Source organism: Halomonas sp. MES3-P3E (assembly GCF_002836035.1).
Taxonomy (GTDB): Bacteria; Pseudomonadota; Gammaproteobacteria; order Pseudomonadales; family Halomonadaceae; genus Vreelandella; species Vreelandella arctica.
In genome coordinates this window covers 25,222-45,621 of the sequence record NZ_PJBT01000021.1, presented here as the reverse complement: position 1 = coordinate 45,621, position 20,400 = coordinate 25,222, and the positions used below count along the sequence as shown (strand labels likewise).

16 protein-coding genes are annotated in these 20,400 nt (G+C 54.9%); 14 read left to right on the top strand and 2 right to left on the bottom strand.

Annotated features, from left to right (window positions below):
* Window positions 1-46 precede the first annotated feature (46 nt).
* Window positions 47-1,459, top strand: a complete 1,413-nt coding sequence (locus CXF87_RS07375; protein ID WP_101146164.1) for a DegQ family serine endoprotease — start codon at window positions 47-49, stop codon at window positions 1,457-1,459.
* A gap of 140 nt (window positions 1,460-1,599) precedes the next feature.
* Here CXF87_RS07375 and CXF87_RS07370 read toward each other — a convergent pair whose 3' ends face one another.
* Window positions 1,600-2,100 (bottom strand): MgtC/SapB family protein, encoded by a 501-nt coding sequence (locus CXF87_RS07370; RefSeq protein ID WP_101146163.1) that lies wholly within the window; start codon window positions 2,098-2,100, stop codon window positions 1,600-1,602.
* 284 nt (window positions 2,101-2,384) lie between these two features.
* Here CXF87_RS07370 and lepA point away from each other — a divergent pair, with 284 nt between their 5' ends.
* From lepA to acpS, 7 genes are all read left to right on the top strand, one after another.
* Entirely contained in the window at window positions 2,385-4,199 is a 1,815-nt protein-coding gene (gene lepA / locus CXF87_RS07365) for a translation elongation factor 4 (protein ID WP_101146162.1), read from the top strand.
* Window positions 4,200-4,214: 15 nt separating this feature from the next.
* Entirely contained in the window at window positions 4,215-5,018 is an 804-nt protein-coding gene (gene lepB / locus CXF87_RS07360; protein WP_101146161.1) for a signal peptidase I, read from the top strand.
* Window positions 5,019-5,085: 67 nt separating this feature from the next.
* Complete coding sequence (rnc, locus tag CXF87_RS07355; RefSeq protein WP_101146160.1) at window positions 5,086-5,778, top strand: ribonuclease III; 693 nt, start codon at window positions 5,086-5,088, stop codon at window positions 5,776-5,778.
* A complete protein-coding gene (gene era, locus CXF87_RS07350; RefSeq protein WP_101146159.1) occupies window positions 5,775-6,674 on the top strand; it encodes a GTPase Era in 900 nt (299 codons plus the stop codon). Before rnc ends, era begins: the two co-directional genes overlap by 4 nt.
* Before the next feature lie 8 nt (window positions 6,675-6,682).
* Window positions 6,683-7,378: a DNA repair protein RecO gene (gene recO / locus CXF87_RS07345; protein ID WP_101146158.1), complete on the top strand. Its 696-nt coding sequence runs from the start codon at window positions 6,683-6,685 to the stop codon at window positions 7,376-7,378.
* Between the two features lie 52 nt (window positions 7,379-7,430).
* The gene (gene pdxJ, locus CXF87_RS07340; RefSeq protein ID WP_101146157.1) at window positions 7,431-8,267 is read left to right on the top strand and encodes a pyridoxine 5'-phosphate synthase; all 837 of its coding nucleotides are present in this window, start codon (window positions 7,431-7,433) and stop codon (window positions 8,265-8,267) included.
* A 62-nt stretch (window positions 8,268-8,329) separates the two neighbouring features.
* Window positions 8,330-8,710: a holo-ACP synthase gene (gene acpS, locus CXF87_RS07335; protein WP_101146156.1), complete on the top strand. Its 381-nt coding sequence runs from the start codon at window positions 8,330-8,332 to the stop codon at window positions 8,708-8,710.
* 54 nt (window positions 8,711-8,764) lie between these two features.
* Here acpS and CXF87_RS07330 read toward each other — a convergent pair whose 3' ends face one another.
* The gene (locus tag CXF87_RS07330) at window positions 8,765-11,497 is read right to left on the bottom strand and encodes an ATP-binding protein (RefSeq protein WP_101146155.1); all 2,733 of its coding nucleotides are present in this window, start codon (window positions 11,495-11,497) and stop codon (window positions 8,765-8,767) included.
* A 91-nt stretch (window positions 11,498-11,588) separates the two neighbouring features.
* Between CXF87_RS07330 and cysM the strand changes: the two genes are divergently transcribed.
* From cysM to CXF87_RS07300, 6 genes are all read left to right on the top strand, one after another.
* Window positions 11,589-12,497 carry a cysteine synthase CysM gene (cysM, locus tag CXF87_RS07325; protein WP_101146154.1) on the top strand — a complete coding sequence of 303 codons (909 nt, stop codon included), beginning with the start codon at window positions 11,589-11,591 and terminating at the stop codon, window positions 12,495-12,497.
* A gap of 2 nt (window positions 12,498-12,499) precedes the next feature.
* Entirely contained in the window at window positions 12,500-13,903 is a 1,404-nt protein-coding gene (gene rlmD, locus CXF87_RS07320; protein WP_101146153.1) for a 23S rRNA (uracil(1939)-C(5))-methyltransferase RlmD, read from the top strand.
* 77 nt (window positions 13,904-13,980) lie between these two features.
* On the top strand, window positions 13,981-16,257 hold the full coding sequence (relA, locus tag CXF87_RS07315; protein WP_008956755.1) for a GTP diphosphokinase: 2,277 nt from the start codon (window positions 13,981-13,983) through the stop codon (window positions 16,255-16,257).
* A complete protein-coding gene (gene mazG / locus CXF87_RS07310; RefSeq protein ID WP_101146152.1) occupies window positions 16,257-17,096 on the top strand; it encodes a nucleoside triphosphate pyrophosphohydrolase in 840 nt (279 codons plus the stop codon). The genes relA and mazG overlap by 1 nt, the downstream gene beginning before the upstream one ends.
* Before the next feature lie 38 nt (window positions 17,097-17,134).
* Window positions 17,135-19,783, top strand: a complete 2,649-nt coding sequence (ppc, locus tag CXF87_RS07305) for a phosphoenolpyruvate carboxylase (protein WP_101146151.1) — start codon at window positions 17,135-17,137, stop codon at window positions 19,781-19,783.
* A gap of 43 nt (window positions 19,784-19,826) precedes the next feature.
* The gene (locus CXF87_RS07300) at window positions 19,827-20,366 is read left to right on the top strand and encodes a DUF924 family protein (protein ID WP_101146150.1); all 540 of its coding nucleotides are present in this window, start codon (window positions 19,827-19,829) and stop codon (window positions 20,364-20,366) included.
* Window positions 20,367-20,400: the final 34 nt, after the last annotated feature.

The window sequence follows — 20,400 nt, the reverse complement described above, 5'->3', positions numbered from 1 at the left end:
CATTGATCTGCCTTCGATTACTATCACCTTAAGTAGGAGCTCTTGCATGAAGCGCTTGATTCTCCCCTCCACCCTATGGGTATGTGTGGTGGCATTGCTAACCTTTGGCCAAGCGGCCAGCGCACAGGGTTTGCCTGATTTTACCGAGCTGGTAGAGGATGCCGCCCCTGGGGTGGTGAATATTTCTACCAGTAGAACGGTTCAGCGTAGCAGTGTCCCTGGTTTTGAAGGGTTCGGTGGTCAGGAAATCCCAGAAATTTTCCGTCATTTTTTTGGCGATAGCTTCCCCGCGCCGCCTAGCAATGGACAAGGACGTAGTGAGGAGCGTCAATCCTTAGGTTCTGGATTCGTTATTAGCGAAGATGGCTACGTGATGACTAACGCACACGTTGTTCAAGACGCTGATGAAATTCTTGTGCGGCTCAATGATCGACGTGAGTTGAGTGCCCAAGTGATTGGTAGTGACCCACAAACCGATGTGGCACTCCTTAAAATAGAGGCCAATGACCTACCAACATTGACGCTGGGCGATTCTGACGACCTCAAAGTTGGCGAATGGGTCGCTGCGATTGGCTCGCCTTTCGGTTTTGATCACTCCGTCACGGCGGGTATCGTCAGTGCAATCAATCGCACATTGCCGCGTGATGCGTATGTTCCCTTTATTCAAACGGACGTGGCGATCAACCCCGGTAACTCCGGTGGTCCGCTGTTTAATCTTGATGGCGAAGTGGTCGGCATCAACTCACAAATCTTTACTCGTAGCGGCGGTTTCATGGGTGTCTCATTCGCGATTCCCATCAACGTGGCCATGGATGTGGCCGAGCAATTGCGTGAAGATGGCCGAGTTAATCGCGGCTGGTTAGGTGTCATGATCCAGCCGGTCTCCGAAGATTTGGCTGAGTCGTTTGGCATGGAGAGTGCGATTGGTGCGCTGATTGCTGACCTTGATCCCGAAGGCCCTGCCGCGCAGGGCGGCCTCCAGGCTGGTGATGTCATTCTTGAAGTCAATGGTGAAGAGGTCGAGCGCTCAAGCTCACTGCCGCGTCTAATTGGCAAAGGTGCGCCCGGTACCGAGGTAGAGCTTACCTTGATGCGTGATGGCGAACAGCTGACCGAATCAGTAGAGCTGGGCAGTTGGCCCGACGCCGAGCAGCAAACTGCTCAAGCCACTAGCGAAAACCAAACACGTCTTGGCGTAATGGTGGCTGAAATTGATGATGCTATGCGTGAGCAGCTGAATATCTCAGGTGGCGTGGTTGTTCGCCAAGTTGAGTCAGGTAGCGTGGCAGCTAAAGCAGGAATTCGGCCTGGGGATGTATTGGTAAGTATCGATCATCGCAGCGTCTCTTCTTCAGAGGAATTAATGAGCATTGTCAAAGAGTTGCCTACTGATCGTGCCATTCCGTTGCGCCTGTTCCGCGAGGGTCGTTCGCTGTTTGTAGCGCTTCGCCTAGAATAATCCATCTATTGTTACCCATAGTCCGGCGGTTCTCGCCGGACTATGGCTGCTAGCCTGCCTCACTCGATAATTAAGCTCGCTAGGCTGTATTTCCTACCTCTATTTCCTCCGACCACTTTATTTCCTCTTGCCTCTTTTGATCACTCCTCATTCTTTTTTTCACGTTCTTTACTCTTACCTTTTTTATCAACAAGGTTCTTTATAATGTCGTGCTCGAATCGGCCTAACATCACCATGATGATTAATCCCAAAATAGTGACCATAACGGCTAATGGGAAATTATTGATGCCTGCGGCAACGCCAACGGCACCGGCCAGCCAAATCGAGGCGCCAGTGGTAATCCCTTCGATGTGGGCGCCACTGCGAATAATACTGCCAGCACCCAAAAAACCTATGCCACCAATGACGCCCTCAACAACACGATTAGGATCGATACTTGCCGCGTGATCCCCTTCACTCGTGGCAAATAGCACGCTCATGCCAACAATGATAAATGCAGACGAGCCAAGTGACACCAGCATATGGGAGCGGAGCCCCGCGGGTTTGCCACGAAGCTCCCGTTCCAAGCCAAGGCACAGGGCCAGGCCGGAGGCAACAAGCAGGCGGGCTAGCATATCCAGGATGGGGATTTCGGTTTCCATGACATTCCTTTTCAAGCTCATCCAATAAAAAAACCTAGTATAGGAATAAGCAAATACCATGAAATAGTTAAAGTTGGCTTGCCCCTATGCCTGCACAAGGGGTGAAAAATAGTACGTGTAGAACCTTAGTAAGGTGATTAGGTAGCGGTTATTTTTGGCATTTTTTGATGAACATAGCACCGGAACCCCGCTAACGGTACAATGACACCAAATTTCGACTGCGCATTTCAAGGTACTTTTTTTAATCGTACTCGATTGCCTACATACCCGGATTAAATCGGCAAATGACCCAAGAAAACGATAGTAAAATCAAGCATATACGAAATTTCTCTATTATCGCACATATTGACCATGGTAAATCGACGCTCTCTGATCGTTTGATTCAGACCTGTGAAGGGTTAACGGAACGTGAGCTTAAAGAGCAAGTGCTCGATTCCATGGACATTGAGCGCGAGCGTGGTATTACCATCAAGGCCCAGTCGGTGACGCTGGATTATACGGCTGCCGATGGCCAGGTTTACCAGCTCAACTTTATCGATACGCCGGGGCACGTTGATTTCTCTTACGAAGTGTCGCGTTCGCTCTACGCCTGTGAAGGTGCACTGCTGGTAGTCGATGCAGCACAAGGCGTGGAAGCCCAGTCGGTGGCCAACTGCTATACCGCGATTGAACAAGGCCTGGAAGTTCTGCCGGTACTTAACAAAATCGATTTGCCGCAGGCAGATTGTGACAAGGTTTCTCAGGAAATCGAGGAGATCATCGGGCTTGATGCTACCGATGCCTGCCGAGTGTCGGCTAAAAGCGGTATTGGAATTGACGCCCTGCTGGAACGCTTGGTGCGTGATATTCCGCCACCCAAAGGCGATCCCGATGCACCCCTGCAAGCGCTCATTATCGACTCCTGGTTTGATAACTATCTCGGCGTAGTCTCACTGGTGCGTCTATTTGATGGGACGCTGCGCAAAGGCGATAAGATCCGTATTAAATCGACGGGCCGCGACTGGGGCACGACAGAAGTGGGTATTTTTACCCCCCAGCGTAAACAGACTAATATCCTGCGTGCCGGTGAAGTTGGTTTTATTGTCGCTGGCATTAAGGAGATTCACGGGGCACCGGTGGGCGATACGATTACCCATACGAAAACCCCTGACGTCGCGCGCTTACCTGGTTTCCAAAAAGTGAAGCCACAGGTTTATGCCGGTATGTTCCCGGTCAGCGCGGATGATTACGAAGACTTCCGCGATGCGCTAGAAAAACTGGCGCTTAATGATGCTTCGCTTGAATATGTGCCAGAGAACTCCGATGCCCTTGGCTTCGGTTTCCGTGTGGGCTTTCTTGGCACGCTACACATGGAAATTGTGCAGGAGCGCCTGGAGCGTGAGTATAATATTGACCTACTCACCACGGCGCCAACGGTTGTTTATGAACTAGCGATGAAAAACGGCGACGTTAACTACGTCTCCAACCCCTCCAAACTGCCTGACATGGCCGACGTAGATGAAATGCGCGAGCCGGTTGTCCGCGCCAGCATCCTGGTTCCCCAGGAGTATGTAGGCAACGTGATTACCGAGTGTGAACAGCGCCGGGGTACACAGCGGGATATGCAGTTCTTAGGCAACCAGATTCAACTGGCCTATGAGCTACCCATGTCAGAAGTCGTCATGGACTTCTTTGATCGTTTGAAGTCCATCTCTAAGGGATATGCGTCGCTGGAGTACAACTTTGAGCGTTTTGAAGAAGCCAAGTTAGTGCGTCTAGACGTGCTGATTAACGGCGATAAAGTCGATGCGTTAGCCGTCATTATCCACCGTGACCATGCCCACACTCGTGGCCGTTTGCTGGTGGAGAAAATGAAAGAGCTGATTCCTCGGCAGATGTTCGACGTGGCAATCCAGGCGGCTATCGGTGGCCAAGTGGTGGCGCGCTCAACGGTGAAGGCATTACGTAAGAATGTCACGGCCAAGTGTTATGGCGGCGATGTCAGCCGTAAGAAGAAACTGCTCGAGAAACAGAAAGCGGGTAAGAAACGCATGAAACAAGTGGGGCGTGTGGAAATTCCCCAGGATGCCTTCCTTGCTGTGCTCAAGGTTAACGACTAGGAACGAACGCCACTCATGGATTTTTCATTACTGCTGGTACTTGCCGTTGCGCTTTCGGGCGTTATTTATCTTTTGGATGTGCTGTTGCTCAAGCCCAAACGCCGTCAGCGATTTGCTGCAGCGGAGGCCAATACCCACGAGGGGCTTGACCCAGTAACCAGCGAAAAGCTGCTCAAAGAACCTTGGCCCGTTGACTACGCGCGTTCGTTCTTTCCGGTGCTATTAGTGGTGCTGGTAGTGCGTAGCTTCATCATTGAACCCTTTCAGATCCCTTCGGGCTCAATGCGGCCAACGCTGGAGGTAGGCGACTTCATATTGGTGAATAAATTTGCGTACGGTTTACGTTTACCCGTGGTAAACACGCGTTTCATCGAAATAGATGACCCTGAACGTGGCGATGTGATGGTGTTTCGCTTCCCCGATGAGCCTTCTGTGAATTTCATCAAACGGGTTGTCGGTATGCCAGGCGATCGTATTCGCTATGAAGGCAAACAGCTGTATGTCAACGGTGAGCCAGTAGCGAAAGAGTTGATTGAAGAGGGCCCCAGCGGCTCTCCCCAGCAGCTATTATTAGCAGAACGCCTTGGCGATGCTGAGCACTTTATCTATAACAACCCCCGCGACCCTGGCCCACAAATGCGTGAAGTAGAAGTGCCTGAAGGGCACTATTTCATGATGGGTGATAACCGTGACCACTCCAACGACAGCCGCTATTGGGGCTTTGTGCCGGAAGAGAATATTGTTGGTCGTGCATTTGCAGTGTGGATGCATTGGGATGGTGGGTTGCCGAGTTTTACCAGCGTGCGTCGTATTGAATGAAGCACCTACTTAGATTGTGGTTAGTCAGTTATGTCACTTTAGTTAACGTCAATGACGTAGGAGAGCTGTGAGTAATTCCTTGAACGCTTTTTGCCGACGAATCGGCCATACCTTTGGCGACGATACGTTATTGGAATTGGCCTTGACCCACCGCAGCTTCGGTGGTCGTAACAATGAGCGCCTGGAATTCCTGGGTGACTCCATTGTCAATTTTGTGATCGCCGAGGCGCTGTTTCAGCGCTTCCCCCAGGCTCGTGAAGGTCAGCTTTCACGCCTGCGTGCGCGGTTGGTGAAAGGCCAAACGCTGGCGGAGCTTGCCCGGGAAATGGAGTTCGGTGAGTGCTTGCGGCTAGGCTCTGGTGAGATGAAAAGCGGTGGGCATCGCCGTGAATCGATCCTGGCGGACGCGGTTGAAGCCATCATTGGGGCTATCTATCTGGATGCTGGCATGGATGTGGTGCGTGACCGTGTATTGGATTGGTATGCAGAGCGATTGGAAAATATCTCGTTGCAAGATACCCAAAAGGACCCCAAAACGCGTTTGCAGGAGTTTTTGCAGTCGCGTCAAGCCGCTTTGCCGCGGTATGAAGTTGTCTGCGTAAAGGGGGAAGCACATGCCCAGACCTTTACCGTGGAGTGTTACATAGACCTGTTGGTTGAGCATACCACTGGTAAAGGCCCTAGCCGCCGTCATGCAGAACAGCAAGCGGCTGAAGAAGCGCTGTCGTACCTTGAAAAAAGTCCTGGAGACAAATCATGAGCCAAACCTGCGGATTCGTTGCCATCGTCGGCCGACCCAACGTGGGCAAATCGACCCTCATGAACCGTATTCTGGGGCAGAAAATATCGATTACCTCGCGGCGTCCGCAAACCACGCGCCATCAGGTCATGGGTATTAAAACCGTTGAAGAAACACAGTTTATCTATGTCGATACCCCAGGCATGCACATCATGTCCAAGGATCGCAATAAAGCGATTAACCGCTTTATGAACCAGGCCGCTACCCAGGCCCTGCGCGACGTAGATTGTGTGGTGTTTATTATTGACCGCACCCGCTGGACGGAAGAAGACCAGGCTGTGTTAAAGCGCCTTGAGCACGTTAAGGCGCCAATAATTCTGGCGGTCAATAAAGTCGACCGTCTAGGCGAAAAGGGCGATTTACTGCCTTGGCTAGCGGATGTCGGCGCTCGCCGTGACTTCGCCGCGATCATACCGATTTCAGCTAAGCATGGGACTCAGGTAGACACCCTGGAAGAGGAAGTGGCCAAACACCTTCTCGAAAGCGTTCACTTCTTCCCTGAAGACCAGATTACCGATAAAAGCCTGCGTTTTATGGCGGCTGAACTGGTACGTGAAAAGGTCATGCGCCAGTTGGGCGATGAACTTCCTTATCAGATGACCGTTGAAATTGAAGAGTTCCGCGAGACCGAGCGTGTTACGCATATCAGCGCGCTCATTCTTGTTGAGCGTCAGGGCCAAAAAGTCATTTTGATTGGTGAGAACGGCGATCGACTCAAAAGTATTGGTCGTGAAGCGCGCCTGGATATGGAGCGCGCGCTGGGTACGAAAGTGATGCTCAATTTATGGGTGAAGGTGAAACGCGGCTGGTCGGATGACGAGCGCGCCCTGAAAAGCTTAGGTTACGACCTCGATTGAAGGTAGCGATGTCGCCAGAGCCGGCTTTTTTACTCCACCGTCGGCCTTATCGTGAAACCAGTGCGCTGGTGGATCTATTAACGCTTGATCATGGCAGAGTGCGTGCTGTGGCCCATGGAGGTCAGCGGCCTGGTTCAAAATCGCGACAGCGCTTACAGCCCTTCACGCCGCTATTCGTGAGTTGGCAAGGCAGTCGTGATTTAAAACGGCTCACGCTAATGGAGTCGCGCGGCCAGACGGCACTATTAGCGGGTGAAGGCTTACTTTGTGGGCTTTACGCCAATGAAATCGCCACCCGGCTACTGCCGCTTGAGTTGCCAGCCTCTGATGTATTCGCCTTTTATACAGCGCTACTGGAAGCGTTGCCAGCGCCCGCTGAGAGGGCGTTGGCATTGCGCCGTTATGAGTGGGCGCTGCTAGAAGCGCTTGAAGCAACGCCGCAGTTTACAACACCGGAGGGCAGCGTTTTGGACCCCCAACTGCGCTATCGTTTTGATGCAGCGACGCGCGCTTTTTCCCCGGCCGAACGCGGTTTAGATGGCCGCACGCTGCGCTATATTGAACAGGGTGACTGGCAGCATGAAGGGCTCGCTAACGCTTTGAAGGCGGTGATGCGTGCCGCACTGGCACCGCACCTGGGTTCCACCGTCTTACGCTCGCGAGAATTAATGCTCGATTTAGCGCGACGTCGCCATCGTCCCTAATGGTTGAATTTCTTGCTCACAAACTCTTTCTTATCGCTGCGCTGGAGGCATTATGCACCCCCCTCGGATACTGTTAGGCGTCAATATTGACCACATTGCGACACTTCGCCAAGCCCGAGGTACCCGCTACCCTGATCCTGTTCAAGCCGCGCTAGTGGCTGAAGAGGGGGGCGCTGATGGTATTACGGTGCATTTGCGTGAGGACCGTCGTCATATTCAGCCTCGTGATGTGCGCATTCTGGCCGAAGTGCTTAATACCCGCATGAACCTGGAAATGGCGGTTACCGAAGAGATGCTGGCGCTGGCTGAAGAAGTGCGTCCAGCCCACGTTTGTCTGGTACCTGAGAAGCGTGAAGAACTGACCACTGAAGGTGGCCTGGATGTGGTCGGCGGCTTTGACGTTATTGCCAGCGCCTGCCAGCGATTGAGCGCAGCGGGCTGCGACGTCTCTCTGTTTATCGATCCTGACGTAGAGCAGATCGATGCTGCCCAGCGCGCCGGGGCTCCTACCATCGAGCTGCACACAGGCGCTTACGCAGAAGCTCGACCAGGCAGCGATGCGGCGAATGCGGAGTATCACCGCTTAACAGCTGCCGCCACGTATGCTGTCTCACTAGGATTGGTGGTCAATGCCGGTCACGGCTTGCACTACCATAACGTTGAAGCCATTGCGGCATTGCCAGGCATCAACGAGCTTAATATTGGTCATGCCATTATTGCCCGTGCGCTGTTTGTTGGCCTGAAAGAGGCCGTACAAGAAATGAAACGCTTGATTATCGCAGGCCAAGAGGCGGGGTTAATGGCAGCTCTCGATGCCCACGATCATGAGCACGACCATGAACATGAACATACAGAAGATCATGTGCATAACGGATGCTGCGGGCATTGATCAGAGATTGACTCTTTAGAGATTGACTATTCAGGAGTCCCTACCAAGAGGTTTTTTAGGCGATGATTGTGGGTATTGGCTCCGATATAGCGCGTATTGAGCGCTTTACGCGGGCCGTGCAGCGGCACGGCCCGCGCTTTGCGCAGCGAATTTTAGGGCCTGAAGAGCATACGCTTTGGCTCCAGAAATCCCAGCCTGCCGCCTTCCTCGCCAAACGTTTTGCTGCCAAGGAGGCGTTTGTTAAAGCGCTAGGGCTTGGTCTGCGCCACGGAATGCAGTGGTGTGATATCCAGGTGCTTAATGATGCCTTGGGTAAGCCTTACTTCGTGCTTGACGGTAAAGCAGAGCGGCTACTCCAGGCGGCAGGCGTCACGGCGAGTCATATCACCTTGAGTGACGAAGCCGAGTACGCGGTTGCTTTTGTGGTGTTGGAACGCACATAGCCAGCCAAGATCGGACGAAGATTTGTTTTTGGTCTTTAGGTATTAGTTATTGGCTTAGGACCTGAGTAAAAACGGGCGGTGTGCTTTTAGTCGTGCCATTGCACGATATAAGTCCTCCAGTAGCCCCTCTACATGGTCTAAGCCGCTGGTCCGCAGCCGTGTCTCCAATGTCTCTACCAGCAATGCCAGTTCCGGCGCGCCGCAGTAGCGGCTGGCGCCATTCAATCCATGGACCCAATCGAGCAGCATCGGCAAATTTTGTTGCGCAAAAGCGCTACGCATATGTTGTTCGCTTTCGTCCAAGCTGTCGATCAAACGTTTTAGCTGCTCCCGTGCGAGGTACTCTTTACCGCCTGCTAGGCGTGCGCCTATCTCAAGATCCACAACGGGTAGCTTGGCGGGCGTCGTGTGGCTAAATGACTTAATAGTGGCTTTGCTACTGCTCGTTGCAGAAGGCGCTGCATTGCTGTCGGCTAGCCGATGGGTAACCCCCAAAAAGCGATGAAGCAGTTGATGCAGCTGTGCCTCATCAATGGGTTTTATCAGGACGTCATCAAGGCCTTCGGCGAGCCACTTTTGGCGTTCACTGCTGAGGACATGAGCGGTGACCGCTATAATGGGGCAGCGAGCCCATGTACTGCTGAGTCGGCGCAACGCTTGGGTGGTTTGTACACCATCCATGCCAGGCATACGAATATCCATCAGCACCATATCTACGTTGCTGGTTCGCGCAAACTCTAGTGCTTGGTGGCCACTTTCTAATGCCGTGATATGCAGGGCGGGATCTTCAAGCATATTTTTGAGCAGCTCGCGGTTCGGCGCATTGTCATCCACAATCAACAACTTGACGGGTTGAGACGACGCTGGCAGAGCGGCTAACGGCCCAGGCTTCTTATCGGACACAAACGCCGGCAGCAGTAATTGCTTAAGCGATGCCACCAATTGAGCGCGTGAAAAGGGTTTGTAAAGCGTTTCACCGCCCTGGGGTAATCGTAAAGGGGGCAGGTCAAAACTGTTGCCGTTGGCTAAAATCAATACAGGGCAAGGCGTTTGATCAATGGCTTTTTGCCAGTAGCGGTGGCGCTCGGGCGTATAATCACTGTGCTCCAACCCCAATATCAGCAGTTGTGCCGGCTCAGGGGCATCAAACGCAATCGGTTGCGCTTCCCAGCGCTGCAGCAAATGCTCCAACACATGGCGAGTAGGCGCATGTGTTTCATAGAGGCAAATAGTGGGGTTGGCTAGGCTAATCTCCGCTGGTCGTTCGATTGCTTTGTAAGCCAGCAGGGGCAGTGTAAAGGAGAAAGTGGTGCCTTGGCCCAGTACACTCTCCAGCTCAATCTCGCCGCCCATGCGCTCAATGAGCTGGCGGCAGATAGTAAGCCCCAGGCCACTGCCGCCAAACTCGCGCGAATGGCTGGGTTCAGCCTGGGAAAAGGCGCTAAATAAGGCCTTCTGATGGGCATCGCTAAGACCAATTCCGGTGTCACTAACGCTGAGGTTAAGCACGACATGCTGGCCTTCCTGGTTATCCAGCATGACACGCACAATCACGTCACCTTCATGAGTGAATTTGAGCGCATTACCAATCAAGTTATTTAACACTTGATGAATACGCAACGGATCACCGCTCAGTGGTGTAGGGACATCGTCATACACCATCGCCACTAGGTGTAACTGCTTGCGCTGGGCTTCAGGCGCGTGAAGCCCTATCACTTCATCAACCAGTGCGACGATATCAATATCCGCTTCTTCGAGGGTAAGGCGATTGGCCTCAAGCTTGGAAAAGTCGAGCACGTCGTTAACCAACATAAGCAGGTTGTCGCAAGCGCGATGCACGTGCTGCAACCATTCCTGCTGGCGGGTATCCAGCGATGAACGGCCCAGCAGTCGGCAAAACCCAATAATGCCGTTGAGTGGGGTGCGAATCTCATGGCTCATGTTGGCTAAGAATTCGGATTTCACCGCATTCGCCCGCAAAGCGCTGCGGTGGGCCAAATCGAGCTTTATATTCTGCTCCTCAATGGTTTCCATGGATTCTTGCAGTTCGCTGGTGGCCTGCTCAATTTGCGTTTGCATATCACGCTGGGCCTGCTGAAAGTGTTCAGCGAGGGTATTAATGTGGCTAATCAGGTGGTTAAGTTCCGCCGCATTAGAAGGCATCAGATGTAGCCGATAGTCACCGCGGGATAAACGATAAAGTGCTTGGTTAGCTTCTTCGATAGGGCGGGTGGCATAGCGACTGATGGCGAAGGCGATTAAAAACATCAGCAGGCCAAGCAACATGCCGCCTAAGCTAAGACTAGCAATCAATTTATAACGGCCCAGGGTGAGCGCTCGGGTGTCCATTTCAATAACCAGCCAGCCTGCGCTACTACTGACCGCACTGACTAAGCTTGTATTGGGCTGGGTAACCGCTAACGGTAAGCGCAGTCGCCAAGCCTCTTCTTCCATGAGCAGTTGGCTGCTAGCTGGCGCTTCCAGGGTGGGTTGCGCAGCGTTGCCCAGTAATAAAAGACGGTCGCCTTGCGCATCAAAAAGCGCAACCGCCCGCAATCCTCTCATGGTGAGAAGTTGGCGGGCCAGGGCCTCAAGACGCTGAGAATCACTCTGTGCGACTGCGTCAGCAAAACTGGGCAACAGCAGCTCGCCAGCATTTTCCAAGCGTTCTTGCTGTGCCGCCTGAGCTTCCGTATCACTATGTATGACCAGTAATACAGCCATCATGGCGTACACCAGGAGCGGAAAACCGAGTAGGGCAAATAGAAGACGGGTATTCAATGACATGAAAAGAAGCTCGCTGATTCAATGAGGTTGCCTGTCCAGGTCAAGGCAGCACCGATATAATGCAGCATAACGGTTACGATAAGGAGTTTTCATGTACGATCTTAAGGGCTATCCCACGTTGGAAGAGATTGTTGGCAACACGCCATTAGTGCGCCTGAAGCGCATTAGCGCCGGTCGCAACAATACCCTGCTGGCCAAGCTTGAAGGCAATAACCCAGCGGGTTCGGTCAAGGATCGTCCCGCACTCTCCATGATCAGCGAGGCGGAAGCCCGTGGTGATATTACCCCCGGCGATACGCTGATTGAGGCAACCTCAGGTAATACCGGTATTGCGTTGGCTATGGCGGCGGCGATCAAAGGCTACAAAATGGTACTCGTGATGCCGGAAAACGCCTCGGAAGAGCGTAAGCAGGCGATGGCAGCCTATGGGGCCAAACTCATTTCGGCCAGTAAAGCCGGTGGCATGGAGGAAGCTCGGGATATAGCGGATGACATGATCGCCAGTGGCGAGGGAAAACCGCTCAATCAGTTCGCCAACCCGGATAACCCGTTGGCGCACTATCGCACCACCGGCCCTGAAGTATGGCAACAAACCGGTGGCGAAGTGACTCACTTTGTAAGCTCAATGGGCACCACGGGCACCATCATGGGCGTGTCGCGCTATTTAAAAGAGCAAAACCCGGCTATTCAGATTGTCGGCTTGCAGCCCGCCGATGGCGCCAGTATTCCCGGTATTCGTCGCTGGCCAAAAGAGTACCTTCCCGCCATCTTTGAAGCGCCCCGGGTGGATGTCACGCTTGATATCGGCCAGCAAGAAGCCGAAGAGCATATGCGTCGTCTTGCCCGCGAAGAGGGTATTCTGGCCGGAGTTTCATCAGGTGGTAGCTTGGCAGGCGCGCTGCGCATTGCCGAACAAACTGAAAATGCGGTCATTGTGTTTATTGTCTGTGACCGCGGTGACCGCTATCTCTCTACTGGCCTATTTGCCCCAGGAGTATAACCATGGCCATGTTGGGAAAAAGGCGGCCGTCTAGGCCCGCATCCGGTCACTCTGGGCTTGCTGGCACGCCAGGCGGCAAAACGCGTCATACGGCTACAGATAATGATACGTCGCCCTTGGTGATTGAGCGCTTAGCGCACGATGGCCGTGGCGTCGCCCACTCAGCCAACGGTAAAACCGTGTTTGTTGATCAGGCGTTGCCCGGTGAACAGGTTGAGGTGGCGACTCATCTGACGCGCAAACGCTTTGACGAAGCGCATATTAAATCACTGCTAACGTCCTCTGATCAGCGTGTTAAGCCCCCGTGCCCGCATTTTGGCCACTGTGGCGGCTGCGATTTACAACATTTAAATATTGATGCCCAGCGCACCCACAAGCGTGAGGTGGTGCGTGACCTGTTTGCGCGTCAAGGCATCACACTAGGCGAGATTGGCACGATTCAGGGCGATGACCAGGGCTATCGGCGTCGTGCACGGCTAGGCGTCAAGGTAGATAGTCAGGGCAATACCCGTCTGGGTTTTCGTGCCGCCCATAGCCACCGGCTGGTGGACATCGAGCGCTGCCCAGTGCTGGTAGATTCCCTACAACAGCTGCTAACGCCACTGCGCGAATTACTGGTAACCCTAGAAGCTCCGCGGCAGGTAGGCCATATCGAGCTGCTGGCAACGGCGACTACCCAAGTGGTGCTGGTGCGCCAACTGAAAGAGCACCAGCAGGATGCCGAGCGCTGGCAAGCCTTTGCCCAGCAGCATCAAGTGGCCTTAGGCACCTGGTTGGGGCGTGAAACACCCACGCTGCACTGGCATGGCGCGCCCCCGGTGCTGGAAGAGTCGCTAACACTCAACGACCAGCCACCGCTAACACTGAGTTTTGCCCCAGGCGATTTTTTACAGGTCAACGCCCAGGTTAATCAGCAAATGGTTGCCCAAGTGATGCAATGGTTGGCGCCCAAGCCAGGGCAAAAACTGCTCGATTTGTTTGCAGGTATCGGGAATTTCAGCCTACCCATCGCCGCGGCGGGTGCTGAAGTGCACGCGGTGGAAGGCAACCCTGCCATGGTGGCGCGGATTGCGATAAATGCTAAGCACAACGCGCTGATGGTCAGCGGCCAACAAGCCGATTTGAACGACCCCGCCAGCGTTAAAGAGCTGCTATCTGCTCATCGCGATAGTGATGCGCTAGTGCTTGACCCGCCGCGCAACGGTGGGGAAGCAATTTGTCAGTCGCTGGCGCGCCACCCGGTGCCCAGGGTGGTCTATATTTCCTGTGACCCCGCAACGCTTGCACGGGATGCGGCACATCTTGTGCATGCGGGTTACCGGGTTAAGCAAGTAGCAGTGGCAGATATGTTCCTTCACACTGCGCATATGGAAACACTAATGTTGTTTGAAAATGATGCTGTTTGAAGCTGATGCAGCTAAATGCGTCAAGCCACGGTGACAGCCGTGTGGAGATCGTCCCCCAGAATGGATGAGTGATAGTCATGGTAAAAGTGCGTGAAGACCAGCCGCTAACCGCTAGCGGAAAGGTGGATATACAACAATGGTTAACGCGCCTGCAAGAAGATGTGCGCCTACGTGATCCCGAGCGTTTAGTCGAGGCCTGTGAGCTTGCTGAAACGTTAGAACTAGAAGCCCCTCGCACGCATCGTGTATGGCTTTCGCCGGGTTCCAGCTTCCGCATGGGCCTGGAAATGGCCGATATCCTTGGCGATTTGAAGTTGGATCAGGCCACGCTGGAAGCCGCCGTTCTCTACCGTGCGGTGCGGGAAGGCTTACTGAGCCTTGAGGCGGTGACAAAACGCTTTGGAGAAGAAGTCGCGAGCCTGATCGATGGCGTTCTGCAAATGGCCGCGATCAGCTACCCGTTAGCGCCTGACCATGGCATGGGCCAGCATAATCAGCAGGAAAACCTGCGCAAGATGCTGGTCAACATGGTGGGCGATGTACGCGTCGCCTTAATCAAAATTGCCGAACGTACCTGTGCGCTGCGTCAGGTAAAAGATGCTCCTCGGGAAAAATGTTTACAGGTGGCCAGAGAGGTCGCGGATATTTACGCACCCCTGGCTCACCGTTTGGGTATCGGTCAGCTCAAGTGGGAGCTGGAAGACCTATCGTTTCGTTACTTGCACGAAGACGAATACAAAGCGATTGCCAAGCTGCTGGCGGAAAAACGTCTCGACCGCGACCGCTATATCCACGATGTGGTAGAAACCATCAAGGGCTTGATGGAGGCCCAGCATATTCACCGCTACGATGTGGATGGGCGGGCCAAGCATATCTACTCGATCTGGCGCAAAATGAAGCGTAAGCGGATCGATTTTTCACAAGTTCACGACGTGCGCGCAGTGCGGATTCTGGTGCCGGAAGTGGCCGACTGCTACACCGTGCTGGGCATCATCCATTCGCGCTGGCACCACGTGCCGAACGAGTTTGATGACTACATCGCCAACCCCAAGAAAAATGGCTACCAGTCACTGCACACTGCCGTGATGGGGCCGGAAAACAAGGTGCTCGAAATCCAGATTCGCACCTTTGCCATGCACGACGAAGCTGAACTGGGCGTCTGTGCCCACTGGCGCTACAAGGGCCACGATACCAACGCTAAAAGCCGTAGCTATGAAGAAAAAATCGCCTGGCTGCGCCAAGTGTTGGAGTGGCAGGACGAAGTGGGTGGCTTTGGTGATCTGCGCGAAGGGCTCTCCAGCGATGTCGCGCCTGACCGCATCTATGTGTTCACCCCCGATGGCCATGTGATCGATTTACCGCGGGTTGCCACGCCTATCGATTTTGCCTACCGAGTGCATACCGAAATTGGCCACCGCTGCCGGGGCGCTAAGATCAATGGGCGCATTGTGCCGCTCACTTATAAGCTCAAAACCGGCCAGCAGATCGAGATACTGACGGCCACCAAAGGCGGGCCAAGCCGCGACTGGTTAAACCCCAGTTTGGGCTATGTGCGCACCTCCCGGGCGCGGGCCAAAATTCAGGCGTGGTTCAAGCACCAGGCGCGGGATCAAAACCTGGATGAAGGGCGCGCGCTGTTTGACCGCGAGATGCGCCGCCTGGATGTCGAAGGGCTCGACCTGCCCAAGCTGGCCAAGGCAGTTAACTACCTCAACGCTGACGATATGTATGCCGCCATTGGCGCCGGTGATCTGCGTATTGGCCAAGTGTTGCATCAGGCCCAACAGCTGTTCGGCGAAACCGACGACCAGGAGCAGCTGAATCGCCTGCTAGCCAAGCCTCAGCGGCAATCCAGCAAAGCCACCAAAAGTGATATCACGGTGCTCGGCGTCGGCAATCTGAAAACCAGTATGGCGAACTGCTGTCGGCCAGTGCCTGGCGAACCGATCATCGGCTTTATCACCCAGGGGCGTGGCGTCACCGTGCATCGCCAGGACTGTAGCAATATTCTGCAATTGCGCCTGGACGAACCCCAGCGCATTATCGAGGTAGAGTGGGGCGAACGTGCCCAGACCCGCTATCCGGTGACCATTGAGATTCAAGCCTGGGATCGCTCCGGGCTACTGCGCGATGTGACAGGGCTGCTCGGCAATGAAAAAGTCAACGTACTCGCCGTGAACACATTGACCGATACCGACGAGGGCATCGCCCGTCTGCGCATTACCTTGGAAGTCGACGGCCTGGAATCCCTGGGGCGCCTGTTCTCCCGTATCCAGCAGTTGCCAAACGTTACCGAAGTGCGCCGTTTGCGCAATGCAGACCCGGAAAAGCAAACGCGTAAGGGAGGGGAATGATGCGCCATGGTATGGACGACCTGCTGACCATGATGCAAGTGCTGCGTGACGCCGAGCAGGGCTGCCCATGGGACTTGCAGCAGGACTGGGACAGCATCGTGCCCCACACACTGGAAGAGGCTTACGAGGTCGCCGATGCCATTGAGCGTCGCGCCTTCGATGAGTTGCCCGGTGAGCTGGGCGATCTGCTCTTTCAGGTGGTCTACTACGCTCAGTTTGGTGCCGAAGAGCGGCGCTTCGACTTTGCCGATATTGTCGATACGCTGACCGCAAAAATGCTGCGTCGTCATCCGCACGTGTTTCCGGATGGCACCCTGGCCTCGCGCCGCCCGCCTGGAGTGAGTGCCGAAGAGGTGAAAACCCAGCAGGTGAATAGCCGTTGGGAGTCGCTAAAAGCGGAAGAGAGAGCCGAACGAGCTGTCGCTACGCCGTCGGTATTAGACGATGTGCCACGCACGCTGCCAGCGCTCAGCCGGGCCGCCAAGTTATCGAAACGCGCAGCGCGGGTAGGGTTTGATTGGCCAGATGCCAAGGGCGTGGTAGCGAAAATTCGCGAAGAGCTGGCCGAAGTCGAGGAGGCGCTCGCCGCCGGTGATCAACAGCACGCCCAGGAAGAAGTTGGCGATCTGCTGTTTGCAGTCACCAATCTTGCCCGCACATTGAACGCTGACCCAGAGCAGTGCCTACGCGCGACCAATGCAAAGTTTGAACGCCGCTTTCGCTACGTCGAAGGCGAGCTTAACGCTGCCCAGCGACCGCTGGCGGAGGCCTCGTTAGACGAGATGGAAACCCACTGGCAGGCAGCTAAAGCAGAAGAAAAACAATCTACCCATTCCTGATCTAATTATTACGCGACGCCTGCAAGGAGGCCATGCCAATGAGTCACGACCTACACGAATCTCTGCGCGATAATGTGCGTATTCTGGGTGATAGCCTGGGGCGAACCATTGCCGACGATTTGGGCCAAGCATTTGTCGATAAGATTGAAACCATCCGTGCTCACGCCAAGCGCGGGCGCCAGGGCGATTCTCTGCAGCAGCGCGAATTGATCGAGTACCTGCGAGATCTGCCTGAGAAAGACCTATTGCCGGTCACCCGGGCGTTTAACCAGTTTTTAAACCTCGCCAACATTGCGGAACAGCACTACCGGGCACGCTTTCGCCGCGTAGAGGATTACAAGCCGGGCTCCCAACCGGTGCTTGGTGAACTGCTTAAGCGCGCTCAGCAGGCGGGTAACTCACCGCGTAAACTGGTTGAGACCCTCGCCAATATGCGCGTTGAGCTGGTGTTGACCGCCCACCCCACGGAAGTTATCCGCCGCACGCTGATTCAGAAATATGACGCCATTGATGAGTGCCTGACTGCCATTGAAAGCTCCGAAGATTACCCTGAACGCGGCACTCGCGCCCAGGGGCGTCTGGAAGAACTGATCAGCCAGGCATGGCACACCGATGAGATTCGCCACGAACGCCCCACGCCGGTTGATGAGGCCAAGTGGGGCTTTGCCGTTATTGAAAACTCACTCTGGCAGGCAGTGCCGGACTTCCACCGCGATTTGGATAACCTGCTGCTGGATACCGCCGGTGAGCGCTTACCCCTGGATGCCGCGCCGATTCGCTACGCCTCCTGGATGGGTGGGGATCGCGACGGTAATCCCAACGTGACCGCCCGGGTCACCCGCGAGGTATTGCTACTGGGCCGCTGGATGGCCGCCGATCTTTACCTGCGCGACCTGGATCAGTTAAAGACTGAGCTCTCCATGTGGAAGGCCAACAGCGCGCTTAAAGCCGAGGCGGGCGATGTGGCCGAACCGTATCGCGAAGTGCTAAAGCGCCTGCTGACAAGAATGGAGTCAACCCGGGATTGGGCCAAGGCCGAGCTTGAGGGGCGTAACTATGACGGCGGGCCGATTATTGAAACCCGTGATCAGCTCTATTCCCCGCTGCTCGGCTGCTACCGCTCACTTTGCGATGTTGGTCTCGACACCATCGCTAACGGCGCGCTGCTGGATACCTTGCGCCGGGTCGCCGTATTCGGCGTTACGCTGACCAAGCTCGATCTGCGCCAGGAGGCCAGCCGCCACGCACAGGTGATTGAAGAGCTGACCAGTACGCTTGGCCTTGGCCACTACCGCGAATGGGATGAAGCCCAGCGTCAAGAGTTCCTGCTGGCCGAGTTGGCTTCCCGTCGCCCGCTGATTCCGCGCCGCTGGGAGTGTTCTGCCGAGACCCGGGAAGTGCTGGATACCTTTAAGGTGATTGCCCAGGAACACTCCGAAGCGCTGGGAACCTACATTATTTCCATGGCCGCTGAACCGTCGGACGTGCTCACCGTGGCACTGCTGATGAAAGAGGTAGGAGGGCAGGTCACGCTGCCTATCGCACCGCTGTTTGAAACCCTCAACGACCTGGATCACGCAGGCGATGTGGTGGACCAACTGCTGGCGATACCGAGCTATCGTTCGCTGATTGATGATCGCCAGGAAGTGATGATCGGCTACTCAGATTCAGCCAAAGATGCCGGTCAGTTGGCCGCCGCTTGGGCGCAGTACCGGGCCCAGGAGTCGCTGGTCAATGTGTGTAACCGGCACGGTGTTGATCTAACCCTGTTCCACGGCCGCGGTGGCACCGTAGGCCGTGGCGGCGGCCCGGCCCACGCGGCGATTCTTTCCCAGCCTCCCGGCTCGGTGAACGGCAGCCTGCGGGTGACCGAACAGGGCGAAATGATTCGCTTCAAGTTCGGCCAGCCCGATATTGCGCTACGTTCTATGGAGATTTATGCCTGCGCGGTACTGGAAGCCACACTGTTGCCGCCTCGCGCGCCGGAACCGCATTGGCGTGAAGAGATGGATCAACTCGCCAAGGTAGCGCATGGTGCTTATGTCGGCGTGGTGCGGGAAGACCCCGATTTTGTCCCTTACTTCCGGGCGGTAACGCCGGAGGGCGCTTTAGGAAGGCTGCCGCTAGGCTCACGTCCCACCAAGCGCCGCCAGGATGGCGGCGTAGAAACCCTGCGCGCCATTCCATGGATTTTCGCCTGGACACAGATTCGCCTGATGCTGCCGGCCTGGCTGGGCAGCGGTGAAGCTTTCTCAACCCGCTTAGAGCAGCCCGGTGGACGCGATGTGCTGCAAGAAATGCGCACTGAGTGGCCCTTCTTCGGCACTTATCTCGACATGCTTGAGATGCTGTTGGCCAAAGCCGACGTGGCCATTGCCGCCTACTACGAGCATCGCCTTGTCGATGAGCCATCGCTAAAGGCGCTGGGCAAAAAGCTACGTGAGCGTTTTGCGCGGCTTGAGGAGGCGGTGCTCGATATTCTCCAACAGGATAAGCTGCTGGAGAACACGCCGTTGATTCGCCAGGCGATCGATGTACGCAATCCGTACATCGACCCGCTGCATGGCCTTCAAGCGGAACTGCTGCAGCGCAACCGCGATGCGGATGGGGCGATCAGCGCCGATCTGTCGCGCGCGTTGATGGTGACCATGGCGGGTATAGCCGCTGGCTTACGCAATACAGGCTAGTTTCTTTAATTGCCGAACGTTCTACTACAACAGGGAGGCGTCAATGTCCTCAGGTGCTCAAGCGGTACTCGACTTTTGGTTTGAGGAGTTGACGCCTGCTCAGTGGTTTAAAAAAGACCTTGAGATGGATCGCAAGATCCAGGCGCGCTTTGGCGAACTGCACGCCCAGGCCGCCCGGTGTGAGTGCTACCCATGGCGGAAAACGGCTGAAGGGCGGCTGGCGGAAATCATCGTGCTGGATCAGTTCTCGCGCAATATCTTCCGCGATGATGCGCGCGCTTTTGCCACCGATGCGCTGGCTCTAGCTCAGGAGGCAGTGGCTGCGGGTGCCGACGCTGAGCTAACCCCTCAGCAGCGGGCATTTTTGTATATGCCCTATATGCATAGCGAATCTGCCGCCATTCATGCCTTGGCGATGAAATTGTTCGACCAGCCGGGATTAGAGAATAATCTCGATTTTGAAGTGCGTCACAAGGCGATCATTGATCGCTTCGGGCGTTACCCGCACCGCAATGCACTGTTGGGGCGGGCCTCTACCGACGAGGAGTTGGCTTTTCTAAAGCAGCCCGGCTCCTCTTTTTAACTTTTTTGTTCACTCCTTTTAGCCACATGGCGTT

What these genes read in the sequence shown, in the direction of transcription:
- mazG (WP_101146152.1), top strand. Translation starts at nt 16,257, where the DNA reads ATGCGCCATGGTATGGACGACCTGCTGACCATGATGCAAGTGCTGCGT.
- cysM (WP_101146154.1), top strand. Translation starts at nt 11,589, where the DNA reads ATGTACGATCTTAAGGGCTATCCCACGTTGGAAGAGATTGTTGGCAAC.
- lepB (WP_101146161.1), top strand. Translation starts at nt 4,215, where the DNA reads ATGGATTTTTCATTACTGCTGGTACTTGCCGTTGCGCTTTCGGGCGTT.
- CXF87_RS07370 (WP_101146163.1), bottom strand. Translation starts at nt 2,100, where the DNA reads ATGGAAACCGAAATCCCCATCCTGGATATGCTAGCCCGCCTGCTTGTT.
- lepA (WP_101146162.1), top strand. Translation starts at nt 2,385, where the DNA reads ATGACCCAAGAAAACGATAGTAAAATCAAGCATATACGAAATTTCTCT.
- era (WP_101146159.1), top strand. Translation starts at nt 5,775, where the DNA reads ATGAGCCAAACCTGCGGATTCGTTGCCATCGTCGGCCGACCCAACGTG.
- ppc (WP_101146151.1), top strand. Translation starts at nt 17,135, where the DNA reads ATGAGTCACGACCTACACGAATCTCTGCGCGATAATGTGCGTATTCTG.
- recO (WP_101146158.1), top strand. Translation starts at nt 6,683, where the DNA reads ATGTCGCCAGAGCCGGCTTTTTTACTCCACCGTCGGCCTTATCGTGAA.
- rlmD (WP_101146153.1), top strand. Translation starts at nt 12,500, where the DNA reads ATGGCCATGTTGGGAAAAAGGCGGCCGTCTAGGCCCGCATCCGGTCAC.
- CXF87_RS07300 (WP_101146150.1), top strand. Translation starts at nt 19,827, where the DNA reads ATGTCCTCAGGTGCTCAAGCGGTACTCGACTTTTGGTTTGAGGAGTTG.
- acpS (WP_101146156.1), top strand. Translation starts at nt 8,330, where the DNA reads ATGATTGTGGGTATTGGCTCCGATATAGCGCGTATTGAGCGCTTTACG.
- relA (WP_008956755.1), top strand. Translation starts at nt 13,981, where the DNA reads ATGGTAAAAGTGCGTGAAGACCAGCCGCTAACCGCTAGCGGAAAGGTG.
- CXF87_RS07330 (WP_101146155.1), bottom strand. Translation starts at nt 11,497, where the DNA reads ATGTCATTGAATACCCGTCTTCTATTTGCCCTACTCGGTTTTCCGCTC.
- pdxJ (WP_101146157.1), top strand. Translation starts at nt 7,431, where the DNA reads ATGCACCCCCCTCGGATACTGTTAGGCGTCAATATTGACCACATTGCG.
- CXF87_RS07375 (WP_101146164.1), top strand. Translation starts at nt 47, where the DNA reads ATGAAGCGCTTGATTCTCCCCTCCACCCTATGGGTATGTGTGGTGGCA.